Source organism: Pseudomaricurvus alkylphenolicus, assembly GCF_011683955.1.
Lineage (GTDB): Bacteria > Pseudomonadota > Gammaproteobacteria > Pseudomonadales > Cellvibrionaceae > Pseudomaricurvus > Pseudomaricurvus alkylphenolicus.
Window position 1 is genome coordinate 61,977 of the sequence record NZ_JAAQPI010000014.1, and the last position, 24,448, is coordinate 86,424.

The window sequence follows — 24,448 nt, forward strand, 5'->3', positions numbered from 1 at the left end:
ACCAATCAAATAGTCTGGTGTTTAAACATGATTTCAATGCTTGAAAGTCTCTGGTGCGATGACACGGCCAGTTCGATGACGGCCCCGGAGCAATTGCAGTATCGCTCCAACTTGCTGGGTTCCGACCTGCGCATCACCAATTACGGTGGCGGCAATACCTCGGCCAAAATCGCCACCAACGACATACTCAACGGCGAATCCACTCGGGTACTCTGGGTAAAAGGTTCAGGGGGGGACCTGGGCTCCATTGACCTGTCGGGCTTTGCAACGCTGTATATGGACAAGCTGCAACAACTTAAGTCCCTCTACCGGGGGCTGGAGCACGAAGATGAAATGGTGGGCTACCTGCCCCATTGCACCTTCAACCTGAACGGCCGCGCCGCCAGCATTGATACCCCTCTGCACGCCTACATTCCTCACGATCATGTTGATCACATGCACCCGGATGCGGTCATTGCCCTTGCCTGCACCAAAGACAGCCGTGCCCTGACCGAAGAGATCTTTGGCGGTGAATTGGGGTGGTTGCCATGGCAGCGCCCCGGCTATGATCTCGGCCTGAAACTGGAGAGCTTGTGCCTCGAGCGCCCGGATATCAAAGGTATCGTCCTCGAAGGACACGGCCTGTTCACTTGGGGGGATACATCAAAATCCTGTTATCTGAACACTCTGAAGGTCATTCAAAAGGCGGCTGATTGGTTGGAAAACAACAACACCAGGGTGGCGTTTGGGGGGGCGGCGTATGACAACGCCTTGTCGGCGTCGGAACGCGAGGCCGTGGCCGTCAAACTTATGCCACTGATTCGAGGCAAGATATCCAGCGATCAACGTAAGATCGGTCATTTCAACCAGTCTGACGAAGTGTTAACGTTCGTTAACGCCAACGATTTGCATTCATTGGCGGCGCTGGGCACTTCCTGCCCGGATCATTTTCTGCGTACAAAAATACGTCCGCTGGTACTGGATTTTAATCCGGCAGTCGACGATTTGGCTCTGGAACTGGATCGTTGCGCTGAGGGGCTGGATCAGCAGCTGGAGGCTTATCGGGCCGACTACGCAGCCTACTATCATCGCTGTCGGCGCGACAACAGTCCCGCCATACGTGACGCGAACGCCGTAGTTTATCTGGTTCCGGGTGTGGGAATGATCACCTTCGCTAAAGACAAGGCCACAGCCCGTATTGCCGGCGAGTTTTATGTCAATGCGATCAATGTGATGCGGGAAGCCAATGGTGTAAGCGAGTACATCGGTCTGGACGAGCAAGAGGCCTTCGACATCGAATATTGGCTGCTGGAAGAAGCCAAGTTGCAGCGCATGCCCACGCCCAAGTCCCTGGCCGGCCAAGTGGCTTTTATCACCGGTGGGGCGGGTGGCATAGGCAAGGCCACTGCGCGTCGCTTCCTTGATGAGGGTGCTTGTGTTGTGTTGGCTGACATCGACACGGAAGCGTTGTCAAGCGCAGAACAGGAGCTCGCCGCCGAGTATAGTCCGGACGTGGTGACTACAGTGCGCTGTGACGTGACCTCTGAAACCAGTGTCAGTGCGGCCATGGCCTCCAGCGCCATCGCCTTTGGTGGCATTGATATCGTTGTTTCCAATGCCGGTATTGCCAGCTCCGCGGCATTGGAAGACACCAGTCTTGAACTCTGGAATCGAAATATCAATATTCTCACCACGGGATACTTTATCGTCAGTCGAGAAGCGTTCAAATTGCTGAAAGCGCAGAACATCGGCGGTTCCTATGTGTTTATCGCCAGTAAGAACGCCCTTGTGGCTTCACCCAATGCCTCCGCATATTGCACCGCCAAAGCGGCGGAGGTTCAGTTGGCTCGCTCCGTGGCGCTGGAAGGTGCACCGCTGGGCATACGCTGTAACGTGGTTAATCCCGACGCGGTGTTGCGAGGGTCCAAAATCTGGACGGGTAAATGGCGAGAGGAGCGCGCTGCTGCCTATAATATGGATCACCAAGAACTGGAGGAGCACTATCGCAATCGCAGCCTGCTTAAGCGCAACGTCTTCCCACAAGATATCGCCGAGGCAGTGTACTTCTTTGCTTCCGAGCAGTCTGCCAAATCGACTGGCAATATTATCAATGTTGATGCAGGCCACGCGCCGTCATTCACTCGCTGAGGGAGAAGTTATATGAACAACTCACGCATCAATCAAACTCTGATCGACGAGCATAACGAATCGTGTCTGGCACATCTGCGGGAGGACTACGAACATCTGGCCACCCAGCTGACTCGCTGCGATGTGGATATCGAGACCATTACCGAGAAGGCGCAGGCCTTCGAGATAGCGGTTCCTTCCTGGGGAGTCGGCACCGGCGGTACCCGCTTTGCCCGTTTCCCGGGGGAAGGCGAGCCACGCAATATCTTCGAAAAGCTGGAAGATTGCGCTGTAATCAACCAATTATCCCGCTGCACGGCCAGTGTTTCTCCTCACTTTCCCTGGGATACCGTGGATGATTTCACCGAGCTGAAAGCGTTCTCCGATCATTGCGGTTTACACTGGGATTCCATTAATTCCAATACCTTTCAGGACCAGCCAGGGCAGCCGCATTCCTACAAATTTGGCAGCCTGACTCATACCGATGCAGCGGTACGTGATCAAGCCATTGCGCACAATCTGCAGTGCATTCAGTGGGGGCAGCAGCTCGGTTCGAGACGCTTGACCGTGTGGGTGGGGGATGGTTCCAACCACCCCGGCCAACAGCATTTCCAGCGTGCCTTTGAACGTTATCTCGACAGCATGAAGCGCATCTATGCCACTCTGCCGGATGATTGGGAGATGCATATTGAACACAAAATGTTTGAGCCGGCATTCTATTCCACTGTTATACAGGATTGGGGCAGCAATATACTGGCGGCCTTGGAGCTTGGAGACAAAGCAAAGTCTCTGGTGGATCTGGGCCATCATGCTCCGAACGTCAATATTGAAATGATTATCTCACGTCTGATTCAGTTCAAAAAGCTGGGTGGATTCCATTTCAACGACAGCAAATACGGTGACGATGATCTTGATAGTGGCTCGCTGCATCCCTATCAGCAGTTCCTGATCTTCAATGAGCTGGTGGATGCCGAGGCCCGCAACCAGGAGGACTTCAATCCTTCCTATATGCTGGATCAGTCCCACAATGTCACCGACCCGATTGAGAGCTTGATCAATTCTGCCATTGAAGTTCAGCGCTCCTATGTCAAGGCACTGTTGGTCGATCGCGCCGCTCTCAATGGCTATCAGGACAGTAACGATGCGCTCTTGGCGAGCAACACACTCAAGGCGGCGTTTAATCTTGATGTGAATCCCATATTGGCGATGGCCCGTTATCGACAGAGCGGCGCCATTGATCCGCTGCAGGTTTACCGGCAATCGGGTTATCGTCAACAGGTTTCCAAGGTCCGGCCGGAGATCACTGGGTCCTCATCCGGCATCGTCTAATCTGGCTATAAGCAAATATATCCAGCGACGACACTAACTCATGTCACACCTCCAGAGGTTAGACTCGTATGTTGAGAAAACGACTGAATCGTAGTTTTTATCAAAGAATTCGATGGGTCCTGTTAGCTATCATCTGTCTTGTTTTCTGTGGTTGCCTCAGTCAAACCAAAAGCCCGGAAAGCCGACTATACGAAGGCTTTTCCGAGCCACCCAATGGAACCAGGCCTCTGGTCTGGTGGCACTGGATGAATGGCAATGTTACCAGGGAAGGTATCGAAGCGGACCTCCTGTGGATGCATCAAGTGGGCATTGGAGGTGTGCAAAATTTTGATGCCAGTCTGAATACGCCTCTGATTGTCGATGAGCGAGTCAGCTACATGACCCCTGCCTGGCAGGAATTGTTCAACTTTGCCCTTGATGAGGCAGGTAAATACAACTTTGAATTTGGTATTGCAGCGTCACCTGGCTGGAGTGAAACGGGCGGGCCCTGGGTTGAACCCCGAGACGGGATGAAAAAGCTTGTCTGGCGCGAAGTGACGGTCAGTGCCGAGTCACAGATGCCAATCGTGTTGCCAGACGTGCCAAATACCACGGGGCCGTTCCAGGACATGCCTGTTCAACCGGAACCTTTTAGCCCGCCTTTGGCCAGTAACAAGAAACATCCTCATTACTATGAAGACGTCGCGATTCTCGCATACCCCACTGCAATGCCGGCAGAGATTGAGGTAACAGCTGTCGTCGATTCCAATGGAGAAAAGATAGAAGCCGAGACTCTGTTTGATGGCAGCTATGCTGACAACTTGACATTACCCGTGACGGGCGCTCAGCCCTATTGGCTTGAGTTTAAGTTTGAACGGATTGAAGCGGTACGATCCGTATCGGTATCAATGCCACCAGTATCCATGTTTCTACCCTCACAACTACACCCGACGCTGGAAGCGAGTGAAGACGGTAAGAACTTTCATGCGGTGGCCAGCTTCGAGCTGGGTACCAGCCCACAGTATACGCTCTCATTCCCGCAGGTGCAGGCCAAGGCTTTTCGCCTTGTTTTCGAAGCGGTACAGGGTGGAGGTTTTGAGCTGCCGTCATCAGCTGCACCGGGTGCCGTTGATCCAATGGCGGGATTGGCGGCAATGATGGCCTCTCAGGGCACCAAGCTCGAGGTGACCGAGGTCAGCTTTAGTCGCGCGCCCCGCGTACATCGAGGCGAAGAGAAGGCGGGCTTCGCGATCCATGAAGACTACTTCAGTATCAACTCGCAGTCCAAAGAGCGGGGTGTAGAGAAGCACCAGGTGTTGAATTTGACCTCTCACTTTTCAGAAACGGGGAGATTGAACTGGCGACCACAGCAGGGGACCTGGCGCATCATTCGGCTCGGCTACTCTTTGACAGGAAAGGAAAACCATCCTGCGACTCCAGAAGCCACCGGTTTGGAAGTGGACAAATATGATGCCGACGCGGTCAGGCGGTATATCAATACCTACCTGGACAATTACCTTGACGCCGTTGGAGACGACAAGTTAGGGGCCGAAGGCATTCAAGCGGTGCTTAACGACAGTATAGAAGTGGGAGCTTCTAACTGGACACCATCCATGGCAACTGAGTTTCAACACCGTCGAGGCTATGAACTCACCCCATGGCTACCCGTCTTAACCGGTGTTATTGTGGAAAGTTCAGAAGCTTCGGATGCTTTCTTGTACGATTACAGGAAGACACTGTCGGAGTTACTGACCGAAAACCACTACGCAACGATCACCAAAGAACTGCATAAGCGGGGCCTGAAACACTATGCGGAAGCCTTGGAGAACGGGCGGCCGACTCTGGGAGATGGCATTGCCATGCGCAAGAGCGCTGACATCCCGATGGCTGCCATGTGGTCCTTTGATACCGAAAATAACATTGGACCGAAGCCTCAATACTGGTCGGACATTCGAGAGGCCGCATCGGTTGCCCATATCTACGGCCAAAATCTGGTTGCAGCAGAATCGCTGACTTCTGCCATGTCACCCTGGGCTTTTTCTCCCAGGGAATTGCAGCCCATGATTGATATGGAGTTTGCATTAGGCGTCAATCGACCCATTATCCATACATCTGTTCATCAGCCACTTAGTGAGAAAGCGCCGGGGTTGAGCCTTTTTGTGTTTGGCCAATATTTCAACCGTTTGAATACCTGGGCTTCCGTGGCCAAGCCCTGGGTAGACTATATTGCCCGTAATTCCTATATGTTACGGCAAGGTCGTCACGTTGCCGACGTTGCCTATTTCTATGGTGAAGAAGCCCCTCTTACAGCGCTCTTTAACGATGAGCCGCCAAAAGATGTTCCCTTGCAGAATGGATTTGACTATGTCAATGCCGACGTTATTGTCAATGAAATGACGTACGACGGTCAGCACCTGATCACAACTGGCGGTGCCCGTTACAAAACACTGTACCTGGGTGGCAGTTCCCGCTACATGACCTTACCCGTGCTGGAAAAACTGGCAAACATGGTTCGCAGTGGCGCCTGGATTATTGGTAATAAGCCGGTTGCCAGCCCTTCTTTGTCCGATGACCCACGTGCGTTCGATCAACTGGCCGAAGCGCTCTGGTCTGGCAGTATCGGCAAGGGACGTGTTGTTGCAACAGCAGATCTGCAGGCCGGATTGGATGCTCTGGGTATTGCTCCGGATTACACTTTCACCAACCCGAACTCAGATACCACCTTAATGTTTGTTCATCGGACGCTGCCTCAAGGTGAAATTTACTTCTATACAAACCGCAAGAATCGGCATGAAACAATCGAATTCAGTTTTCGGGTGGCTGGCAAGCGACCAATGCACTGGAATGCTGAGACCGGCAAGGTCATGCCGCTCTCTTACCGCACAGTCGGTGATCGCACAATCATTCCCCGTCGATTGCTTCCTTATGAATCCGGATACATCGTTTTCATCAACGATACAAATGTCAATGAGCTGAATATTGACGATGTAGCGCCGATAACCCTGGCAACCCTTTCAAACAAGTGGAGCGTGAGTTTTCAGTCCAATCGTGGTGCACCAGAAGGGGTTCGCAAGATGGCCCTGGGCAATTGGGCAGAGAGCGATCAGGGCGGGATCAAGTACTTTTCCGGCACCGCTACTTATCGCACTAAAATACATGTTGAGAGCGACTGGGTCCATCAACACGATTCCATCTCCCTGAATCTGGGCAGTGTTGGGGATATCGCCAGAGTCAGGGTTAACGGGCAGTCCGCAGGTGTCGCCTGGAAGCCACCTTACAAAATTGATATCGCGCCGCACCTGCGGGTTGGCGAAAATGACATTGTGGTCGAGGTGACCAACCTGTGGGTAAACCGCCTGATTGGCGACAAGCAACCGGGAGTCGAGAAAGCCTACACTTACACCACCATTGATACTTATCATCCGGATGCGCCCCTGCGGCCTTCAGGACTGATGGGGCCGGTCACGCTGGAGGCTAGTACGCCATCTTCGTGAGACCAGGCTTTCCGGGTTGACAATTGGGCATCAAACAACGGCTTACCGTTCAGTATCAATGGAGGTAGTGTCAGTGGTCCGCAAAGCTCGTTTAAAGTGTTGCCAGAAGTTGCTGGTGGCCATTGGGTTGTCGACCCTTACTCTGTGTCAGGCAACGGGCGATGAATTGCGAACACTGCCGCAGATGCATTGGCCCGCGTATATGGCGCAACCCTGGATTGGCACCACAAACGATGGTGGATTCAGTGGAATTCTCTATGATGCCATGAGTTGCCTTGTCGGCTCTTTGGGCTTTGATCTAAGAGTGGAAGATGTCCCTATCGGAAGATTGTTTTCAAATTTGGCCAATGGGTTCGGAGATGTATCGGTTGTACTCCTCACGCGAGACGCCAGGTTTACAGAGCTTGGAAAGGTTGCGGATATCTTGCCGGTTGATTTGTTTGAGGAGTCGTTGGTCATGGCAATGCGTAGCGAGGACGACTACTCTATCGGCCAATTGGCGCGCGTTCCTATCGGCGGTGCCAATTTGCCAGTGCCTGTCAGGCAAAGGCTCGGAATCAATAGTTCGAAGTTCAGGGCGTACAACAGTGAAGTGGCTATCGTAAAATCACTGTTGCGTCAACGAATAGATGTCGCTGTTGGATTACACCGGACCTTGAAATATCATGCAGACCGATTGGGGGTGTCCGGGTCCGTTACCATAAAGTGGTTGGTTCCTGAATCCATGGTTTTTCGGTTGGCGGTATCAAAAAAATTTCAAAGCAAACACCCTTCCGTGATTGATTCTATGAGTCGTCGGTTGCAGGAGTTAAAACAAAATGGAGAGTTCCTGGCCATTCAAAGAAGACACCTAAAGCCGGAACCACCAACTGGGGGATATCGATCAGGTATTTGTACGAAATCCTCTTCAATATGAATCTATCGAAGATAGTTCCCTAGTTTTTCGAAGAACGCCCAATGTACTACTGAGAGATGAGATATGTCAGAATTTGCATCCAGTGCCAACAAGGAAGCTGATTCCGTGAGTGGAAACGGTTTTGCCATGGGGATGTTAACGTTGCTGTTTTTTATGTGGGGTTTTATTACCTGCATGAATGATATACTGATTCCACACCTGAAATCGGTTTTTTCCCTGAGCTTCAGCCAGGCGATGTTGGTTCAATTCTGTTTTTTTGGTGCCTACTTTCTGGTATCTCTGCCAGCAGGACGGCTAGTGAAGGCGATTGGCTACCAACGAGGGATCGTTTCGGGTTTGTTGGTCGCCGCTCTTGGGTGCTTTTTGTTCGCCTCCGCAACAGAGTTCCCCGTATTCGCACTGTTCTTAATGGCGCTGTTCGTGCTGGCTTCTGGCATTACTATCCTTCAGGTCGCCGCCAACCCGTTCGTAACAGAGTTGGGGCATCCAGCCAAGGCATCCAGTCGTCTGAATCTCACTCAAGCGTTTAATTCTCTGGGTACAACACTCGCACCCATTTTTGGTGCTGTTTTGATCTTGTCAGTTGCTGCGCAGGAATCGGGTACGCAAATATCAGGAGTGTATGCGGTTCGTCTGCCTTATATTATTTTGGGTTCTGTACTGATTGGCCTGGCGTTGACGTTCTCCTGTATCAAACTGCCGGCTATCGATCTGTCAAGTCACGAACCCACACTCGGTAAGCGATGGTTATGGAAGGAGCCACGTCTGCTGCTGGGTGCATTTGCCATATTCACCTACGTGGGAGCTGAGGTCAGCATTGGCAGCGTGCTTGTAAACTATATTGCCGATGATTTGGGCATGGGGTTCAGCGAAAGTGAAGCGGCCTGGTACGTCAGCTTTTATTGGGGCGGAGCCATGGTAGGGCGATTTATCGGATCGTATCTCATGCGCTCTCTTGACCCCGCCCGCCTGCTGGCGATTAGCGGATTGGGGGCCATTGCGCTTCTGCTCTCAACCATGATGACTCACGGAGCGCTTGCGATGTGGTCGGTGCTATTGGTCGGGCTGTGCAATTCGATCATGTTTCCCACTATATTCAGTTTGGCTCTGGAGGGGCTGGGGTCGCGCAAAAGCCAAGGGTCCGGAGTTCTATGCCTGGCTATAGTCGGCGGCGCCGTGGTACCTTTGGCTCACGGAGGCCTTGCCGATATTGCTGGCTTGAGTCTGGCGTTCATTCTCCCTGTGATGTGTTATCTCTACATCGTCTTCTTTGGTTTTCAAAGCCGTGGAAGGTGAGTGTATGCACGGTCATTCATCGAGAAATGCAATACTCCACATGCCGTAGAACGATTGGTGAGTTGGGTATCGATTCTCTACACTCTGGTTCCAATGGGGTGTCCCGCTTGATTCGACTTTCAGGAGAAAATGTATGTCATTACCAGCACGGCGCGTCTTGATCATTGGAGGAGGCTTTTCCGGTATGTCCGCCGCCATCCAGTTGCGAAAACTGAGTGTCGAAGTGGACTTGGTGGAAATTGATGAAGACTGGCGTACGGATGGCGCCGGTATCACGGTCAGCGGACCGTCCCTGCGGGCCATCGAGGCCATTGGGGTGCTGCCTCAATTCCGCCAACAGGGCGTGGTCTTCAGCGGAGTCGAGCAATACACCGCCGATGGTGTGCTCATAAACGCTATCCCCACCCCCCCGGTACCCGGCTCAAGCATCGCTGGTGGTGGCGGCATCATGCGGCCGGTGTTGGCGAAAATCCTGGCTGATGAAACACGACAATCCGGCACAGCCGTGCGGCTTGGGGTTACTTTCGAAAAGATCGAGCAGACTCCTGATGCCGCACATGTGACTTTCAGCGACGGCACCAGTGATACCTACGACCTCGTCATAGGCGCCGATGGGGTATTTTCCTCCGTCCGCAGCGCCCTGTTTGCTGGGGCTCCTACACCCCGGTATACGGGGCAGGGCGTGTGGCGAGCCGTGGTTCCGCGCTTCGGTGTGGAGAGTGCGCAGATGTTTCTGGCTAAAGACGGCAAGGTCGGTTTTACGCCGGTTTCAGAGGAGGAGATGTACCTCTACTACACCGATCGACGCCCCACCAAAGAGCGCATCCCGCAGGAGCTGTTACTGCCTACACTCAAGAGTCTTCTCGCCGAGTTTGCGGCACCGGTGGTGACAAAGATACGCGAGCATTTAAGCGAAACCAGCCAAATCCTCTATCGGCCCCTGGAAGGCATGTTGATGCCTCTCCCCTGGTATGACAAGCGCGTGTTGCTGATCGGAGATTGCGTTCATGCTACCACGCCGCATCTGGCTTCAGGGGCTGGAATGGGCCACGAGGATGCGGTGGTTCTCGCCGAAGAGTTCAAGCGGGGCGGAAGTCTTGAGCAGGCGCTCGAGCGCTACCAGCACCGGCGTTGGGAACGCTGCCGCATGATTGTGGCGAATTCGGGGCGACTGGGCGAAATCGAAAGCACCGGCGGATCTAAAGAGGAGCACGCACAGATAATGAGCTTGTCAATGTCGGCTCTGTTGGCGCCGATCTGATACGGCGAAGTGAGCCAGGTACTCCATTTGTGCCTGACTCCGGGCGTCTCAGAGTTGCACAGCGGCGTCTTCGATTTTGTTCCGAACCCACCGATGCAGGGGGTCGTTCTCCAGTGCACGGTGCCACTGCAGATGCTCGTGCATGGTGGGCAGGTCTACGGGTGTGGGCAGAACACGAATAGGTAAATACCGTGCATAGTACTCGGCCAGCCGCTGATGCATGGTGGCAATACGGTTGGTACCGACCACCAGTTGCGGCAGCGTATTAAAGTCACTGCTGATCACCTCAATACGACGTTGTACGTCGTATTGTTTCATAAACCAATCTTCGATACTGAGTTGCCGGCTGCTGCCAAATCCCACCGAGACATGCCCCATGTCGATGTACTGATCAAAGCTGATCGTGTCTTTGATCAAGGCGTTTTCCTGCCATACCACACAGACGTGCTGCTCCGAAAACAACAGTTTCTGTGGGTGGCCGTCCACAGTGTAACGTTCTGGCACCAGCAAAAAATCCACGTCGCCGCGAGAGAGAACCGCTTCGGGTTCGTGGTACGGGGTATTCATCTCAAAGGTGATACCGGGCGCTTCTTTCTCAATATTCTGGATGACATTGCTGAGCAGGATCGTAATGGTAAAGTCTGCGCAGACAATGCGAAAATGTCGCTTGCTGCTGGAGGGCTCGAAGGTGCGGCGGGTGACGATGCTTGAGCGGATTTTCAGCATGACGTCGCGTACCGGCTCCTGCAGTTCGAGCGCATAGGGTGTGGGTTGCATTTTACGGCCAACCTGGACCAGCAGTTCGTCGTCAAAGTAGGCGCGCAGTCGCTTGAGTACACCGCTGGTGGCGGACTGGGTCATGTGCAAGCGCTCGGCGCTACGGGTAATGCTGCGTTCCTCCAGCAGGACATCCAGCGCTACTAGCAAATTGAGGTCGAGGTGCTCAAAACGCATTGGATTCTCCCTATCGGACCTGAGTGATATCACGAACCTGGATGCATTGCGTGAAAGGTATCACGACTGAAGAGGCTTTGTCCAAGTCAGGCGCTGAACGTCCGAATCAATGTATCGCGATCAGTGATACATTCCATTGAAATACGCGACTTCTGCAATTCATCACATCAACGTAGTCTGGTTTCCATAACGCTGCTGCCTTCGGTTGGCAGCCAAATTCAGCGACTGGAAGCCCGTTGATGAAGCTTGCTACCTTGAAGAGTCAATCGCCCCACGGGCATCTGGTTCTTGTTTCAACAGATTTGCATCGAGCCATCAGTGTTGAGCAGATTGCGCCCACAATGCAATTTGCTATTGAGCACTGGTGTGATCTGGAACCCGAATTTACTGAGTTGTATGGGGCGTTGAACGAGGACCAAGTCCGAGACGCTTTTGCCTTTGATTCCGCACAGGCCATGGCACCGCTGCCGAGAGCCTGGCAGTGGCTGGACGGATCTCTGTTTCTCAGCCACGGCGAACTCATGCAGAGAGCGTTCGAGTTGGATCCCATCGAGGCAGTTGACGCCATTCCCCTGGTCTATCAGGGCGCGGGAGACGACTTTTCAGGCCCCAGCGATCCAATGCGGTTGCCCAGCGAGCAGCATGGTATTGACTTCGAGGGAGAATTCGCGGTCGTGGTGGATGAGGTGCCGATGGGGACACCGGCCGAGGTGGCGCTGGACCATGTGCGGCTGATACTGCTGGCCAACGACGTCAGTCTTCGGGCTCTGGCACCTCGTGAAATGAAAACCGGATTCGGATTCGTGCAGGCCAAGCCGGCCACCAGCTTTGCCCCTGTGGCCATTACACCCGATGAGTTGGGTGAACACTGGCGTGACGGCCGTGTGCACTTGCCGCTCCATGTGCGATGGAATGGTCAGTGGTTCGGAAGCCCGCACGGTGGTGCCATGCACTTCGGCTTTCACGATTTGATAGCCCATGCGGCGCTTACCCGGCGTTTGAGCTCAGGCACCGTTCTGGGGTCCGGAACGGTATCAAATCATGATCGCAGCGTCGGCTCGGCCTGTATTTCCGAAAGGCGTGCTATCGAGATGATTGAACATGGTGAGATCCGTACCGGATTCATGAAATTCGGCGACCGAGTACAAATCGAAGCCCGCCTGCCCGGAGGGGAAACTATTTTCGGAGCCATCAATCAGCAAGTCGTTGCGTCCTCCGATGCTTGAGCCCAGTTTCCAAGTGGAGAGTTTTCCATGAATCTACGTCAACAAAAACTGATCGACCTTTCCGTTACCCTGGACAACAACCCTCACACGGATCCGCCTCCCTTGTTACCGAGGATTGACTATGTCGATCATCAGCAGGGGTGGCCCGAAATGGCGGCCATGTTTCCTGGTTTGCAAAAATCCGATCTGCCGGGAGATGAAGCCTGGGCAGCTGAGAGGCTTGATATCACCACCCACAGTGGAACCCACATGGACGCGCCTTGGCACTACGCCTCCACCACCGATGAGGCTGAAGGTGGTCGACCCGCATTCGGTATTGATGAGCTGCCTTTGCACTGGTGTTTGCAGCCAGGGGTCAAGTTGGACTTCCGCCAGTTGCCTGATGGTCATGTGGTGACGGCGATGGAAGTCGAAACTGAACTCGAGCGTATAGGTCACTCGCTGAAGCCTCTTGAGATTATTCTGATCAATACCCGCGCCGGGGCACTCTTTGGTCAACCCGGCTATCTCGATGCCGGCGTCGGTATGGGGCGGGAGGCCACCATGTACTTGCTTGAACGCGGAGTTAGGGTTGTGGGTACCGACGCCTGGAGTTGGGATGCACCCTTTTCCTACACCCGAGAGCGGTTCGCCCAATCAGGGGACCCCGGCATTATCTGGGAGGGCCATAAAGCCGGGCGCGACATTGGGTACGGCCAGATGGAGAAGCTAACCAACCTTGAGTGCCTGCCCGACCACGGTTTTTTGGTGTCATGCTTTCCCTACAAAATAAAGCGGGCCTCGGCAGGCTTCGTGCGTGCGGTTGCTATTGTCGAAGACCATTAACACAGCCTTAACGAATTCAAGGAGATCTGATGTTCAGATATTTTCCGACCAACTATGTATGGGATCTATCCATTAACCTGGCGATTGAAATGGGCGCCCGTATTGGCGAAATTCAGGAGATGTGTGCTCCGTTGAAAGAAGCCGCCAAACAACCGGATGCGGCGGGTACACAGGCTTTCCGTGATACCTGGCAAAAAATGGCGGACAAACTCAGCGGTCTGGCCGAAGAAGATGAAGCCCGCGGACGGATGTTGTCGGCTGGGGAGAAATACGCCAGGGCGGCTACCTACCTAATGACCTGCGAGCGTTTGCAGGCTCATGGTGCTTCGGGGCGTCTGGAACTGTACAAACGTTCGCTGGCGTTGTTCCACAAAGGTATCGAACTGTCCAAAGAGCGCTGTCAGCGGGTAGAAATTCCCTATGAGGGCAAGCATCTGTCGGCGTTGTTTGTACCGGCGGAAGGCGCACAGGGGCCACAGCCTGTATTGGTTCAGGTGAATGGTCTGGATTCGACCAAGGAGCTGAAGTACCGCGTCGGCCTGCCCGCATGGCTGGCCAAACGGGGAGTCGCGTCTTTGGTCGTTGATCAGCCCGGCACCGGTGAAGCCCTGCGCCTGCAGGAGCTCACGGCGCGTTACGACAGCGAGCATTGGGCCAGTCCTGTCGTGGATTACCTGGAAAGCCGCAGCGATGTTGATGCAAAACGCATCGGTATGGAAGGGGTTTCCCTCGGGGGGTATTACTGTCCGCGTGCGGTTGCCTTTGAACCGCGCTTCGCCTGCGGTGTGGTGTGGGGCGCTAACCACGATTGGCGCGATGTGCAGAAACGCCGGATGGAAAAAGAGGGAGATTTTCCGGTTCCTCACTACTGGAAACACGTCTGCTGGGTGTGGGGGGCGAAAGATACCGAGGAATTTATGCAGATATCCGAGAACGTTCACCTGGATGGCGTTGTTGAGAAAATCAAGGTGCCATTCCTGGTCACCCACGGTGAAAAAGACAGTCAGATACCTCTAAAGTGGGCGCATCGCACCTACGAACAACTGGTGAACAGCCCCAGTCGAGAGTTAAAGGTATTCACAGAACGTGAAGGTGGGGTTCAACATTCCAGCTTTGACAACAGCATCAATGCTGGCCAATACATTGCGGATTGGGTGGCGGAACAACTGGGTGGCCGTGTCGCCTGATTCCTGAAGGAAAATAGAACTATGAATATTATTGGTCCCGATACTCTGGTGTTCGGTGTCGAAGACATCGACAACTGTACGCAATTCCTGCTGGACTATGGCCTCGAGCCCGCCGGTAATGGTCGCTTTGAAGCTCTGGATGGTACCGGGGTGGTTATTGCCAGCAAGGACGATCCCTCGCTGCCGGCGCCTCTGCAAAGTGGCAGCATGTTGCGCAAGACCATCTATGGGGTGGCCGATCAGTCCACGTTGGCGGCCATTGCCGACGAACTGGGCAAAGACCGTGAAGTCACGGTATTGAATGACGGCACGTTGGAGACAACGGATGATTTCGGGTTTGCTCTCGGTTTTCAGGTGACGGTGCGCAAGCCGTTGTCATTGTCGGCTGAGCAAGTGAATGCGCCCGGTAACTCACCCAAAAGAGGGGTCAATGAGGTAGGCGTGCACAGCCATGCCGAACCAAAGCCTCGATCCCTGTCTCATGTGGTGTACTTTGTGCCTGACTCCGTCAAGGCCGAAGCTTTCTACGCCGATCGACTGGGCTTTGTCACCAGCGATCGCTTTACAGGTGTTGGCCCATTTATGCGTCCGGCCGGTACCGATGATCACCACACGCTTTTCCTGATACAAACGCCCCCTCACATGCAAGGTTGCGAACATTTTACTTTCCATATGGGCGGACCCACAGAGGTGATTCAGGCCGGCACCAACATGGTCAACAAGGGCTATGAAAGTTTCTGGGGTCCCGGCCGTCATATATTCGGTTCCAACTGGTTCTGGTACTTCAAAAGCCCTATGGGCTGCAATATGGAATACGACGCGGATATGGATCTGCACGATGACCAATGGGTTGCCCGAGAGGCTACATTGGGGGCAGACGCTTCACAGGCGTTTTTGCTTCAGTTTCGTGAAAAATGGGCGCCAATGGGACCACCACCCAAAACTAGCGGGCAATAGTCCGAGGTGTCTGAAACGATAAAAGTCTGCGCTTTGTCGGAGTTGCCTGAGGTCGGCGCCAAAGGAGTGGCATACGCCGGCCAGGAGCGATTGTTCGTGGTGCGCCGGGAGGGTTGTGTTTATGCCTATCATGATGCCTGCCCCCACTATGGCGATACAACGCTGCCGTGGAGGCAGGATGCTTATCTGGACCCATCCGGAGAACACATCATGTGCGCTGCTCACGGTGCCCTTTTCGAAATCAGCACCGGGCGGTGCGTTTCAGGACCCTGTGAAGGTCAGTACCTGACGTCTATGCCGGTGTACATTAACGATGCCGATGAAGTTGTAGTAACGCTAAACGGCACCGATTCACAAATACGGTCAGATTCGTCAAGTTGAGATCATCATGCTAAAACTCTATCACAATGACATGTCTGTCTGCGCGCAGAAGGTGCGTCTGGTACTGGCCTACAAGGAGTTGGACTGGACCAGCGAACATCTGAATTTGCGTTCGGGCGATCAATTCAAACCGGAATTTCAAGCGGTCAATCCGAAAGGTGTGGTACCTGTGTTGCAGCATAACCGCGCGATTGTAACGGAGTCCAACGCCATTATTGAGTACTTGGAAGAGGTGTTTCCCAGGTTGTCGTTGATGCCCGCGAATGCACTGTGCCGAGCACAGGTGCGCCAGTGGATGATTCGCCTGGATGCGGGTTTGCATGAAAGCATTGCCGTCATCAGTTTCTGCAGTGCATTTCGACACCAGCTACTGGAGCGCTACGATTCCACAGAGGAGCTCGAGACCTTTATTGCCAATATCAAAGATCCCGCACGCGCCGCCTTTATGCGGGATGTACTGCCCAATGGGATGAAGTCGCAGCGTCTCGCTTTGGCGGTGTATGCCTACGACTGCCTGCTGAAGGATATGGAGACGGCGCTTGAGGGCGGTGATTGGCTGGTGGGGCGGCAATTAACATTGGCTGACTACTGTATGTTGCCCTATGTGGAACGCTTGCAACAGTTGCACATGGAGGCGTGGTGGCAGGACAAACCCAACGTGGCGGCCTGGCTACAGCGAATTCAGAATACACCCGCTTACCGTAAAGGGATGCGGGAGTGGCACAACACAAACTACATTGAATTACTGGCCGATAAAGGTCGACAAAGCTGGCCCGGGATTAAAGCTGTCGTTGATCACGGCCGCTTCTGAGAATCGGACAATCATCCGGTCTTGCGGGGTTTATGATGGAAAGAGACTGCTAATTTGCGAGTACTTATCATTGGTGCCAACGGTTTCGTTGGCAAGGCGCTGGTGCACCGATTTCTGGACAGCCGCTCGCTGCTGAAGCGGGCAGTTTCCAAATTGCTACTCTTCGATCAGTCGCCATTGGACTATGAAATTCCGGACTGGGCGAAACACTATTGTGGCGATCTCGGTGAACCGGCCTTGTTGCGTCGGGTGCTGGCCGATGGCATAGACCTGGTATTTCATCTTGCCAGTGTTGCAGGAGGCTTGGCGGAACAGGATTACGAATTGGGGTATCGGGTAAACCTGCAAGGTACGCTGGAGCTTTTGCAACAGCTGCGGCAAAAGCCCAACCGTCCGACGTTCGTGTACACCAGCAGCATTGCCGTTTACGGTGGCAGTCTGCCAACTTCAATGGAAGAAGATTATCAGCCTCGCCCGGAGCTTTCCTATGCAACACACAAACTGATGATCGAGTTAATGCTTCGGGACCTGAGCCGGCGGGGCGAACTTGATGGCCGCTCGCTGCGGGTACCGGGGATTGTGGTCCGTCCGTCCCGTGGCAATGGCCTGAAGTCAGCGTTTATGAGTGATTTGATCAATGCCATGGCACAGGGAAAGACATACGAATGCCCGGTATCTTCGCAGGCCTCGATGTGGTGGATGTCCGCCAGGTGTTGCGTGGACAACCTGGTTCACGCCGCTGATGTCAGTGCCGTAACCAGCGCAGGGACCTGGCAGTTGCCGGCACTGCACTTGACTATTGGCGAGGTTATCAACGCGTTGGCGGAACGTTTTGGGGAGCAATCCCGATCCTTAATCCGCTTTGCTCCGGACGAATCACTGGAAGCTCTGTTTGGCTGTTATCCCCCCATGGAAACGCCACTGGCGCGAGCGGAGGGGTTTTATCATGACGGGGATGCAAAAAATTTGGTAGAAAATGTGCTAACACCCGAAAAGGAGCTCAATTATGTCTGAGATTGTCTTGTACATGGCGCCAGGAACCTGTGCCCGTGTCACCGCGATTGCCCTGGAAGAGCTGGGTCTGGAGTATGAAACACGTGTGGTTCGCTTTTTGAAGGGGGAGCACAAATCACCACACTTCAAGCAGTACAACCCCAAGGGCAAGGTCCCCTGCCTGGTCTACCAGGGTGAGGCGCTGACCGAAAACGTGGCCATTCTGTATTTTCTCAATCAACGCCACGGTGGTCTGCTGCCGGAAGTGGGCACAATGGAGCAAGCGAAGCAAATAGCCGATCTGTGTTTTTGTGGCACGACACTGCATCCCCTGGTGACCCGCATTCGAATGCCGCATTTCTTTGCCGGTGAGGAGGGGGCAGGAGCGGTGAGGGAGATTGGCAGCAACGCAATGGATGAATACTTCCAGTTAATCGAGTCTCGGCTGAATACACGGAGCTGGTGGTACGGCGATGACTGGTCCGCAATGGATGCTTATCTGTACTGGTGCTTTTGGCGAGTGGAAGGGGCCGGTTATGACGTCAGTCGATTCCCGGCGTTTGTTGGCCATGCCCGCCGGATGGAAGATCGCCCGGCCGTGCGTAGAGCCCTGGCCAGAGAGGCAGATGCCGAGGATGTCCTGAGGGAAGAGGGCTTGTTGTTTACGCCGCCACCCGTCGTTAGCACTCCGAGTTAATACAAGAAAGGCGCGTTACCTCTTGAATTGGTCCAAATGTATCGCCGCTCAATGGCAGCCATGAGTAATTTGATTTTTCAGGAGTTTGCAAAGGTAATACGAAATTGCCTGGGGCTACAGCCGATGTTACGTGAAAAGAAACGACTGAATTCAGCCGGATTGCTGTAGCCCACTTGATTGGCAACGTCCGCGATTGGCTCGACGGTTGTTGCTAACAACCGCTTGGCCAGCTGCAAGCGCAAGGAATTTCTGTATTGTTGCACGCCCATGTTCAGGTGCTGCTGAAACAGATGGGCGAGTCTCGACTCCGAGACGTTACACACGGCCGCAATCTCCGCAACTGAACGTCGCTCTGAGAGTGTTTCCTTCATAAAGCGGCTGGCTTCCAATATCCTCGGGTCGGTGTGGTTGGTGCTGGAAGATCCCATGCTTTGCCGGGCTCTGATCAGCAGTTGTTCCAGCAAATTGAAACGCAACTTATCGAGCAATTCTGCGCTGTTTCCACCGATTTTCAAGAACTGACTGAAAACATGCTCAAACTCAACGATCTCTGCATCTGAGGGTAAGGCAAGCTTATACAAGCCGTAAGCGGCCAGCTGCCACTGCATCAGTTCCTGCCAGCCGGGTTGTGGCTGGAAAATGGTCCAGTAGTGCAGCCACTCCCGCTGCGATGGATCGCGTTGGTAATTGACGCTGGCATCCGGCGTGATCAATACCAGGTCACCGCGTTGAGCCTCGATGGGAGTTCCTGCATTGTATACCACCCCACCCTGTAGCGTCAGATGCAGAGTCCAGCCACTGCGGTTGCTGTGATAAGAGACGGGAAAATCAGAAGCGGGATCTTCAACTCTGGCATGAGTTTTTCCGGCAACAATTGAATAATCAAATAGCTGGCTGTGGTCCAGATACGCGGTTGAATCCCCCAGAAATTGCTTGGCCTCGGAGCTGGAAATGCCCTGTTTTCGCTCAAACCTTGAGGACCACTTTTTTAGCAGCGCCTCGCGTTCCTGTGGAAATTGCTTACTATGAAAGCACCGTTTCAGAATCAGTGCAAAGGGGGCGCCGGCAACGTTGAACTGGGCCACTGCATCGGCGTCATTGACGACAGTTTTCAATACAGTGTCGTCCTCAGTGGGCTGCTGATACCACCGGAATAGTCCCCTCGCCATTCGAATGGGGCGATCGTTATCGTTTTCTTGGTCCATTGTGGCCTAAATACGATGGGTGCACAGTGAATATAGCAGAAAATGCAAAGTATTGGACAGCCCGACCCCTAACGGGCAAAGGCCTCCTTTTGCAATACTGGTTTTGCGATTGGGCAGACCATTCGGCTGCAATGGGAGAAAACAAATGATGTCAGATCGGAGTTTGCATCCTTTTCCTATGACCATGTTCGCTCGTTGCACGATATAAGAAACTATAATTGAACCAATGTGCGATGATCTCTGGCGCCGATGTTCTTGGGTCAGAGATCTAAGCAAGTGAGAGTATTCTATGAATAGCAAAAGATTTCTGGCCCTGTCAATTGGCCTTGCGAGCCTCCATCATGGCTTGACCAATGCTGAAAATGGCGCTTCTGGTGATGATCTTGGTTTCCTGATCGAGGAGATTGTAGTTACCGCCCAAAGACGTGAACAAAACCTGCAGGATATTCCTGTGAGCGTGCAGGCGCTATCAGAATCTGCTTTGGAAGACCGCAATCTGAATACGCTGCAACAGCTCTCACTGGCCTCGCCGGGACTGCAATTGGGACAAGATAATACCTTTGCGATGCGCGGAGTAGGGACGCTGGTATTTACCCAAACCGTTGACTCCAGTGTTGCCATTGCTATGGATGAGGTCAATCTGGGTCGCCCCATGCTGGCGGGATCGGTCTTTAACGACATTGAGCGCATCGAAGTGCTCTCGGGTCCCCAGGGGCTGTTGTTCGGTCGTAATGCGTCTGCCGGCTTGATGAATATTGTTACCACTCGACCCAAACTAGAGACCACAGAGGGGCATGTGGACGCTGAATATGGTATGCGCAGTAGCACGCCAGACGATGGCGCTGGCTGGATCACCAAGGGTTACTACAACCTGCCATTGTCCGAGCGTTCAGCGTTGCGTATCAATGCGCATATAGCCGACCAGGAGCCCGTGGCCAGGCACAACGGCCAAACGGGTAGTGCAGATCCACGTATTGATGAAGATGCAGAGCAATTTGGCCTGAAGGTCAAATACCTGCATGAATTTTCGGACGACTTGGAGCTGTACGTAATCGCAGACTATACCCAGGAAGAGGGGGTTGCCGGTATCTTTGATCGAAGCTATCGATCACTTGGTGAGGGCAGTATCAACGCAGAGCCGCTTTCACAGGATAGCATCGTCGCCGGGGATGAAAACCTTGAATACGCCGGCGACGGAGATTTCTTCCGTGATATTGATTCCGGCGGTTTGCAGGCTCAGGTCACCTACGCCCTTTCCAGCGGTATGGAACTGTCAAATATCACGGCCTGGAAGTTCTTTGACCAGGAGCAGGCGCTGGATATCGATTACACCAGCTCCCACGGTGCCAGCGTCAATACCAACAGCACAGAATACGATCAATATTCCAATGAGACACGCTTGCTGCTGAATGACGGGGGCGACCTAACCGGGCAAATGGGTGTCTATCTGTCCTACAGTAGAACCCAGAGTGAAGGGCAGGTAGCCGGCAATAACTATTTTCCGGATTTCCTGTTGCCGGAGTTTCCCTTCTGCGTCGGCGCTGAGGCGATACCGGGCTCCTTCCCGCCGGTGTGTTCCGCCAGCAACGACTATTTCCTGGGAACAGACAACGTGTTCGAAATGGAAAGCCAGAGTGCGGCCATCTTCGGACAGTTCGACTACGCGCTTAGCGAGCAGGATACGCTGATTGTCGGTGCACGCGTGACCTACGACAAGATTGAAATCGAAGGCGTACAGAACCAGGGCGCCTATTTCGCACCACTGGGTATTGCCACGCAATATGGCGATGAAGTGTCCAATACGGATTTCAGTTGGAAGCTGGGTTACCAGCGCCACTTGGATGAGTCGGCCATGGTTTATGCCACTTTGGCAAAGGGCTATAAGGGACCGGGCTTCAATGAAGGCCTGGCGAGTCCCATTGCGGAACTTGAGGTTGAGGAGGAAACCTCCACCAGCCTGGAACTGGGGCTCAAGAGCAGCTGGCTGGATCGACGGCTGGTGGTTAATGTCGCGGCATTCAGGCAAGAATTCAAAGATTATCAATCCCAGTCCTTTGATCCGATAGCGGCCAGCTTTGTGGTGCAAAATGCCGGCGAGCTGACCACTCAGGGCTTGGAACTGGCGATCACGGCGATGCCTGTTGAGCGGCTCAAAATTGACTTCTCGGGTGTGTTCCTGGATTCCGAATTCGACGACTTCCCTGGCGTTCAATGTTACGCCTCACAAAGTGGTTGTGATATTGATGAAAACGGCAACCGTACCTTCAACGCTAAAGGTCTGAATACACCGCTGGCCGCTGACTTTACTGGCACATTGCAGGCCTACTATGAGTTTAGTCTCGCACAGGGGCTGGACGGATTTGTGGAGGCCAACTGGTATCATCGGAGCCCCATCAATTTCAAAGTCAACGGTGCACCGGGCGCGGAGATTGGCACGGTAAATCAGTTCGGTGCCAGCTTTGGTGTTACCAGCGTTGACGGATGGAACCTGTCGGTGTTTTGTAAGAATTGCACCGACGAAATAGTGCCCGCGTTTATCGATCTTGATGGCGGAGATTCATTTAACGGGGTAGACACCTATGTGCAGGCTTGGGGTTTTAACTCCGTGCGCACTGTCGGCATCAATGTGGGGCTCGATTTTTAAGCAACTTCCTGGCGATACCTCCTATTCACCGGTGGCGCTGCCACCGGTCTCCTCGATTCAACAGCGTGATCCAATGCTCTCTCTTAGTGTTGGGTCTATGTGGTGCATCTCCCTATCCGGAAGACAAAGTTATGAAATTTGCTCGAAGGTTCCTCGCTTTTTTCGCTCCGCTATTCTTATGCGCTAATGCCTCCTTTGCGCAAGCAGTGTGCGTGACTGGCGAGAAGCAGGTCAGGCTGTCTACAGGTGATATTCCCATCATGGAGACTATGGGTTGTGAGTTTCGAGATCTAAACCGCAACCAGAAGCTGGATCCTTACGAAGACTGGCGCTTGCCTGCTCAGGCACGTGCCAAAGATTTGCTGGCTCGGCTGTCCCCGGCAGAGAAAGCTGGTCAAATGTTGCACGCCAATGCCTATGGCAACGCACCTTTTGGTGCCCCGGCTACGGGCTACAATCTGGACATGGTCCGAGCAGGCATACTGGATCAGAAAATCACCGCGTTTCTCAGCATGCTGGCGCTTTTACCCTATGAGATGGCGGCAGCCAACAATGCCATTCAATCCATTGCCGAACAGGGACGCCTGGGGATCCCCGTGGTGATCAGCACAGACCCGCGCAATCACTTCCAGGCCGTGGCCGGCGCAAGCGTTGAAGCGGCCGGGTTTTCGCAGTGGCCTGAGCCCCTGGGACTGGCAGCACTGGGTGACCCGGAATTGGTTGAGCGATTTGCGGATATCGCTCGGCAGGAGTACCGCGCAACGGGTTTTGCATTGGCATTGTCGCCACAGGCGGACCTGGCGACCGAACCCCGCTGGCCAAGAATCAACGGTACCTTTGGGGAAAACCCGCCGTTGGCGGCGAAGCTGGTGGGCGCTTACGTCCGGGGCTTCCAGAGGGGCGCGCAGGGACTGGGCCGGGACTCCGTGGCTACCGTGGTCAAACACTGGGTCGGCTACGGCGCCGCTCGGGATGGCTTTGACAGCCATAACTACTACGGGCGCTTTGGCGTCTTGACAACCGAAAACCTGCCATTGCATGAAATTCCTTTTGAGGCGGCCTTTGACGCAAAGGTGTCAGGGGTTATGCCGGCGTATTCGATTTTTCCTGAGCTGGAAGTCGGCGGCAAGCGCATCGAGCCAGTGGGAGCCGGTTACAGCTCGGCATTACTGCAGACACTGCTGCGCAACAAGCACCAATTTGGCGGCATTATCCTGTCGGACTGGGCGATCACCAATGATTGTGGTGAAATCTGTCGTCTGGGATTCCCGGACGGTAAGCGTCCGACCTTCGAGGGCGTGTCGACCGCGTGGGGAGTGGAAGGCTTGACTCGGGTAGAGCGATTTGCGAAAGCCGTCAACGCCGGAATCGATCAATTTGGTGGTGTTAACGACGCAACTGCATTGTTGAAGGCCATGGAGCGTGGTGATATCAGTAGCGGTCGTATTGACCAGTCCGTGTTACGAATATTACAGCAGACTTTTGAACTCGGCTTGTTTGAGCGCCCATTCGTCGACGAAGCAGAGGCGGCAAAGATCGTCGGTAACGCCCGTTTCAGGCAGGAAGCCAGACAGGCCCAGGGGCGTTCGGCGGTGGTGCTGGAAAACCGAGAGCACTTGTTGCCGATTGCTCCCACAACAACGGGCACTCTATATCTTGAAGGCATAACGGCTGCCCCGTTTATAGCGGCCGGCTTCGCGATTGCGAAAAGCCCGCAGGCCGCCGATCTGGCTATCATTCGCACGGCCGCGCCTTACGAGACCTTGCATCCCGAGTTCTTTTTCGGCTTGCGGCAGCACGAAGGCAGCCTGGCCTTTGATCCGGATGGACCCGAAATCACCAGGCTGAAAGCAATCAGCAAAACAGTGCCGACTATTGTCAATGTCTATCTAGATCGTCCGGCCGTACTGGGTGAATTGAAGGCCGTCTCAGATGCGTTATTGGTAAACTTCGGTATTTCCGATGAGGTTCTGGCAAAAGTGCTGACTGGAACTATCAGACCAGAGGGGCGCTTGCCGTTTGAATTGCCGTCGTCCATGAGGGCAGTTGAGCAGCAGCAGTCGGATGTGCCCAATGACAGTGAAAATCCGCTTTATCCCATATTTTATGGATTGAAGCTGTCAAAAAACAGGCTAAGTCACTGCAGAAGTTGTCAAGATTGAATTACCTCTGGGCGGGCAGGTATGT

18 protein-coding genes are annotated in these 24,448 nt (G+C 53.8%); 16 read left to right on the top strand and 2 right to left on the bottom strand.

Translation table 11 applies throughout. From position 1 onward, the window contains the following. The first annotated feature begins 27 nt into the window (after positions 1 to 27). From HBA55_RS27660 to HBA55_RS27685, 6 genes are all read left to right on the top strand, one after another. On the top strand, positions 28 to 2,127 hold the full coding sequence (locus tag HBA55_RS27660; protein WP_166998184.1) for a bifunctional rhamnulose-1-phosphate aldolase/short-chain dehydrogenase: 2,100 nt from the start codon (positions 28 to 30) through the stop codon (positions 2,125 to 2,127). Positions 2,128 to 2,139: 12 nt separating this feature from the next. Next, positions 2,140 to 3,435, top strand: coding sequence for an L-rhamnose catabolism isomerase (gene rhaI, locus HBA55_RS27665; protein WP_166998186.1), 1,296 nt, complete (start codon positions 2,140 to 2,142; stop codon positions 3,433 to 3,435). Between the two features lie 68 nt (positions 3,436 to 3,503). Further along, entirely contained in the window at positions 3,504 to 6,908 is a 3,405-nt protein-coding gene (locus HBA55_RS27670; RefSeq protein WP_166998188.1) for a glycosyl hydrolase, read from the top strand. Positions 6,909 to 7,110: 202 nt separating this feature from the next. After that, on the top strand, positions 7,111 to 7,824 hold the full coding sequence (locus HBA55_RS27675; protein WP_166998190.1) for an ABC transporter substrate-binding protein: 714 nt from the start codon (positions 7,111 to 7,113) through the stop codon (positions 7,822 to 7,824). A gap of 63 nt (positions 7,825 to 7,887) precedes the next feature. Then, positions 7,888 to 9,120, top strand: a complete 1,233-nt coding sequence (locus tag HBA55_RS27680) for a sugar MFS transporter (RefSeq protein ID WP_166998192.1) — start codon at positions 7,888 to 7,890, stop codon at positions 9,118 to 9,120. 133 nt (positions 9,121 to 9,253) lie between these two features. Further along, a complete protein-coding gene (locus HBA55_RS27685; RefSeq protein ID WP_166998194.1) occupies positions 9,254 to 10,381 on the top strand; it encodes an FAD-dependent oxidoreductase in 1,128 nt (375 codons plus the stop codon). A gap of 48 nt (positions 10,382 to 10,429) precedes the next feature. Here the strand turns inward: HBA55_RS27685 and HBA55_RS27690 are convergent, their stop codons facing one another. After that, complete coding sequence (locus HBA55_RS27690; RefSeq protein ID WP_166998196.1) at positions 10,430 to 11,335, bottom strand: LysR family transcriptional regulator; 906 nt, start codon at positions 11,333 to 11,335, stop codon at positions 10,430 to 10,432. A 239-nt stretch (positions 11,336 to 11,574) separates the two neighbouring features. On the opposite strand from HBA55_RS27690, the gene HBA55_RS27695 reads away from it, so the two are divergent. Genes HBA55_RS27695 through HBA55_RS27730 form a run of 8 tightly spaced genes read left to right on the top strand, consistent with a single transcriptional unit; the run spans position 11,575 to position 18,412 of the window. Continuing rightward, positions 11,575 to 12,561: a fumarylacetoacetate hydrolase family protein gene (locus HBA55_RS27695; protein ID WP_166998198.1), complete on the top strand. Its 987-nt coding sequence runs from the start codon at positions 11,575 to 11,577 to the stop codon at positions 12,559 to 12,561. A 27-nt stretch (positions 12,562 to 12,588) separates the two neighbouring features. Beyond that, positions 12,589 to 13,386, top strand: a complete 798-nt coding sequence (locus tag HBA55_RS27700; RefSeq protein WP_166998200.1) for a cyclase family protein — start codon at positions 12,589 to 12,591, stop codon at positions 13,384 to 13,386. 29 nt (positions 13,387 to 13,415) lie between these two features. After that, on the top strand, positions 13,416 to 14,573 hold the full coding sequence (locus HBA55_RS27705) for an alpha/beta hydrolase family protein (protein ID WP_166998202.1): 1,158 nt from the start codon (positions 13,416 to 13,418) through the stop codon (positions 14,571 to 14,573). Positions 14,574 to 14,594: 21 nt separating this feature from the next. Next, positions 14,595 to 15,530: a VOC family protein gene (locus HBA55_RS27710; RefSeq protein WP_166998204.1), complete on the top strand. Its 936-nt coding sequence runs from the start codon at positions 14,595 to 14,597 to the stop codon at positions 15,528 to 15,530. Between the two features lie 6 nt (positions 15,531 to 15,536). Next, a complete protein-coding gene (locus HBA55_RS27715; protein WP_338109473.1) occupies positions 15,537 to 15,911 on the top strand; it encodes a Rieske (2Fe-2S) protein in 375 nt (124 codons plus the stop codon). Positions 15,912 to 15,918: 7 nt separating this feature from the next. After that, entirely contained in the window at positions 15,919 to 16,722 is an 804-nt protein-coding gene (locus HBA55_RS27720; protein WP_166998206.1) for a glutathione S-transferase family protein, read from the top strand. A gap of 54 nt (positions 16,723 to 16,776) precedes the next feature. Beyond that, positions 16,777 to 17,736, top strand: coding sequence for an NAD-dependent epimerase/dehydratase family protein (locus tag HBA55_RS27725; RefSeq protein ID WP_166998208.1), 960 nt, complete (start codon positions 16,777 to 16,779; stop codon positions 17,734 to 17,736). Beyond that, the gene (locus tag HBA55_RS27730) at positions 17,729 to 18,412 is read left to right on the top strand and encodes a glutathione S-transferase family protein (protein WP_166998210.1); all 684 of its coding nucleotides are present in this window, start codon (positions 17,729 to 17,731) and stop codon (positions 18,410 to 18,412) included. The genes HBA55_RS27725 and HBA55_RS27730 overlap by 8 nt, the downstream gene beginning before the upstream one ends. Before the next feature lie 77 nt (positions 18,413 to 18,489). Here the strand turns inward: HBA55_RS27730 and HBA55_RS27735 are convergent, their stop codons facing one another. Continuing rightward, a complete protein-coding gene (locus HBA55_RS27735; RefSeq protein ID WP_166998212.1) occupies positions 18,490 to 19,527 on the bottom strand; it encodes a helix-turn-helix domain-containing protein in 1,038 nt (345 codons plus the stop codon). 379 nt (positions 19,528 to 19,906) lie between these two features. Between HBA55_RS27735 and HBA55_RS27740 the strand changes: the two genes are divergently transcribed. Together HBA55_RS27740 and HBA55_RS27745 are read left to right on the top strand one after the other, a co-directional pair. Then, the gene (locus tag HBA55_RS27740) at positions 19,907 to 22,261 is read left to right on the top strand and encodes a TonB-dependent receptor (protein WP_166998214.1); all 2,355 of its coding nucleotides are present in this window, start codon (positions 19,907 to 19,909) and stop codon (positions 22,259 to 22,261) included. 212 nt (positions 22,262 to 22,473) lie between these two features. Continuing rightward, a complete protein-coding gene (locus HBA55_RS27745) occupies positions 22,474 to 24,423 on the top strand; it encodes a glycoside hydrolase family 3 protein (protein ID WP_206020008.1) in 1,950 nt (649 codons plus the stop codon). Positions 24,424 to 24,448: the final 25 nt, after the last annotated feature.

What these genes read in the sequence shown, in the direction of transcription:
- HBA55_RS27660 (WP_166998184.1), top strand. Translation starts at nt 28, where the DNA reads ATGATTTCAATGCTTGAAAGTCTCTGGTGCGATGACACGGCCAGTTCG.
- rhaI (WP_166998186.1), top strand. Translation starts at nt 2,140, where the DNA reads ATGAACAACTCACGCATCAATCAAACTCTGATCGACGAGCATAACGAA.
- HBA55_RS27670 (WP_166998188.1), top strand. Translation starts at nt 3,504, where the DNA reads ATGTTGAGAAAACGACTGAATCGTAGTTTTTATCAAAGAATTCGATGG.
- HBA55_RS27675 (WP_166998190.1), top strand. Translation starts at nt 7,111, where the DNA reads ATGGCGCAACCCTGGATTGGCACCACAAACGATGGTGGATTCAGTGGA.
- HBA55_RS27680 (WP_166998192.1), top strand. Translation starts at nt 7,888, where the DNA reads ATGTCAGAATTTGCATCCAGTGCCAACAAGGAAGCTGATTCCGTGAGT.
- HBA55_RS27685 (WP_166998194.1), top strand. Translation starts at nt 9,254, where the DNA reads ATGTCATTACCAGCACGGCGCGTCTTGATCATTGGAGGAGGCTTTTCC.
- HBA55_RS27690 (WP_166998196.1), bottom strand. Translation starts at nt 11,335, where the DNA reads ATGCGTTTTGAGCACCTCGACCTCAATTTGCTAGTAGCGCTGGATGTC.
- HBA55_RS27695 (WP_166998198.1), top strand. Translation starts at nt 11,575, where the DNA reads ATGAAGCTTGCTACCTTGAAGAGTCAATCGCCCCACGGGCATCTGGTT.
- HBA55_RS27700 (WP_166998200.1), top strand. Translation starts at nt 12,589, where the DNA reads ATGAATCTACGTCAACAAAAACTGATCGACCTTTCCGTTACCCTGGAC.
- HBA55_RS27705 (WP_166998202.1), top strand. Translation starts at nt 13,416, where the DNA reads ATGTTCAGATATTTTCCGACCAACTATGTATGGGATCTATCCATTAAC.
- HBA55_RS27710 (WP_166998204.1), top strand. Translation starts at nt 14,595, where the DNA reads ATGAATATTATTGGTCCCGATACTCTGGTGTTCGGTGTCGAAGACATC.
- HBA55_RS27720 (WP_166998206.1), top strand. Translation starts at nt 15,919, where the DNA reads ATGCTAAAACTCTATCACAATGACATGTCTGTCTGCGCGCAGAAGGTG.
- HBA55_RS27730 (WP_166998210.1), top strand. Translation starts at nt 17,729, where the DNA reads ATGTCTGAGATTGTCTTGTACATGGCGCCAGGAACCTGTGCCCGTGTC.
- HBA55_RS27740 (WP_166998214.1), top strand. Translation starts at nt 19,907, where the DNA reads ATGAATAGCAAAAGATTTCTGGCCCTGTCAATTGGCCTTGCGAGCCTC.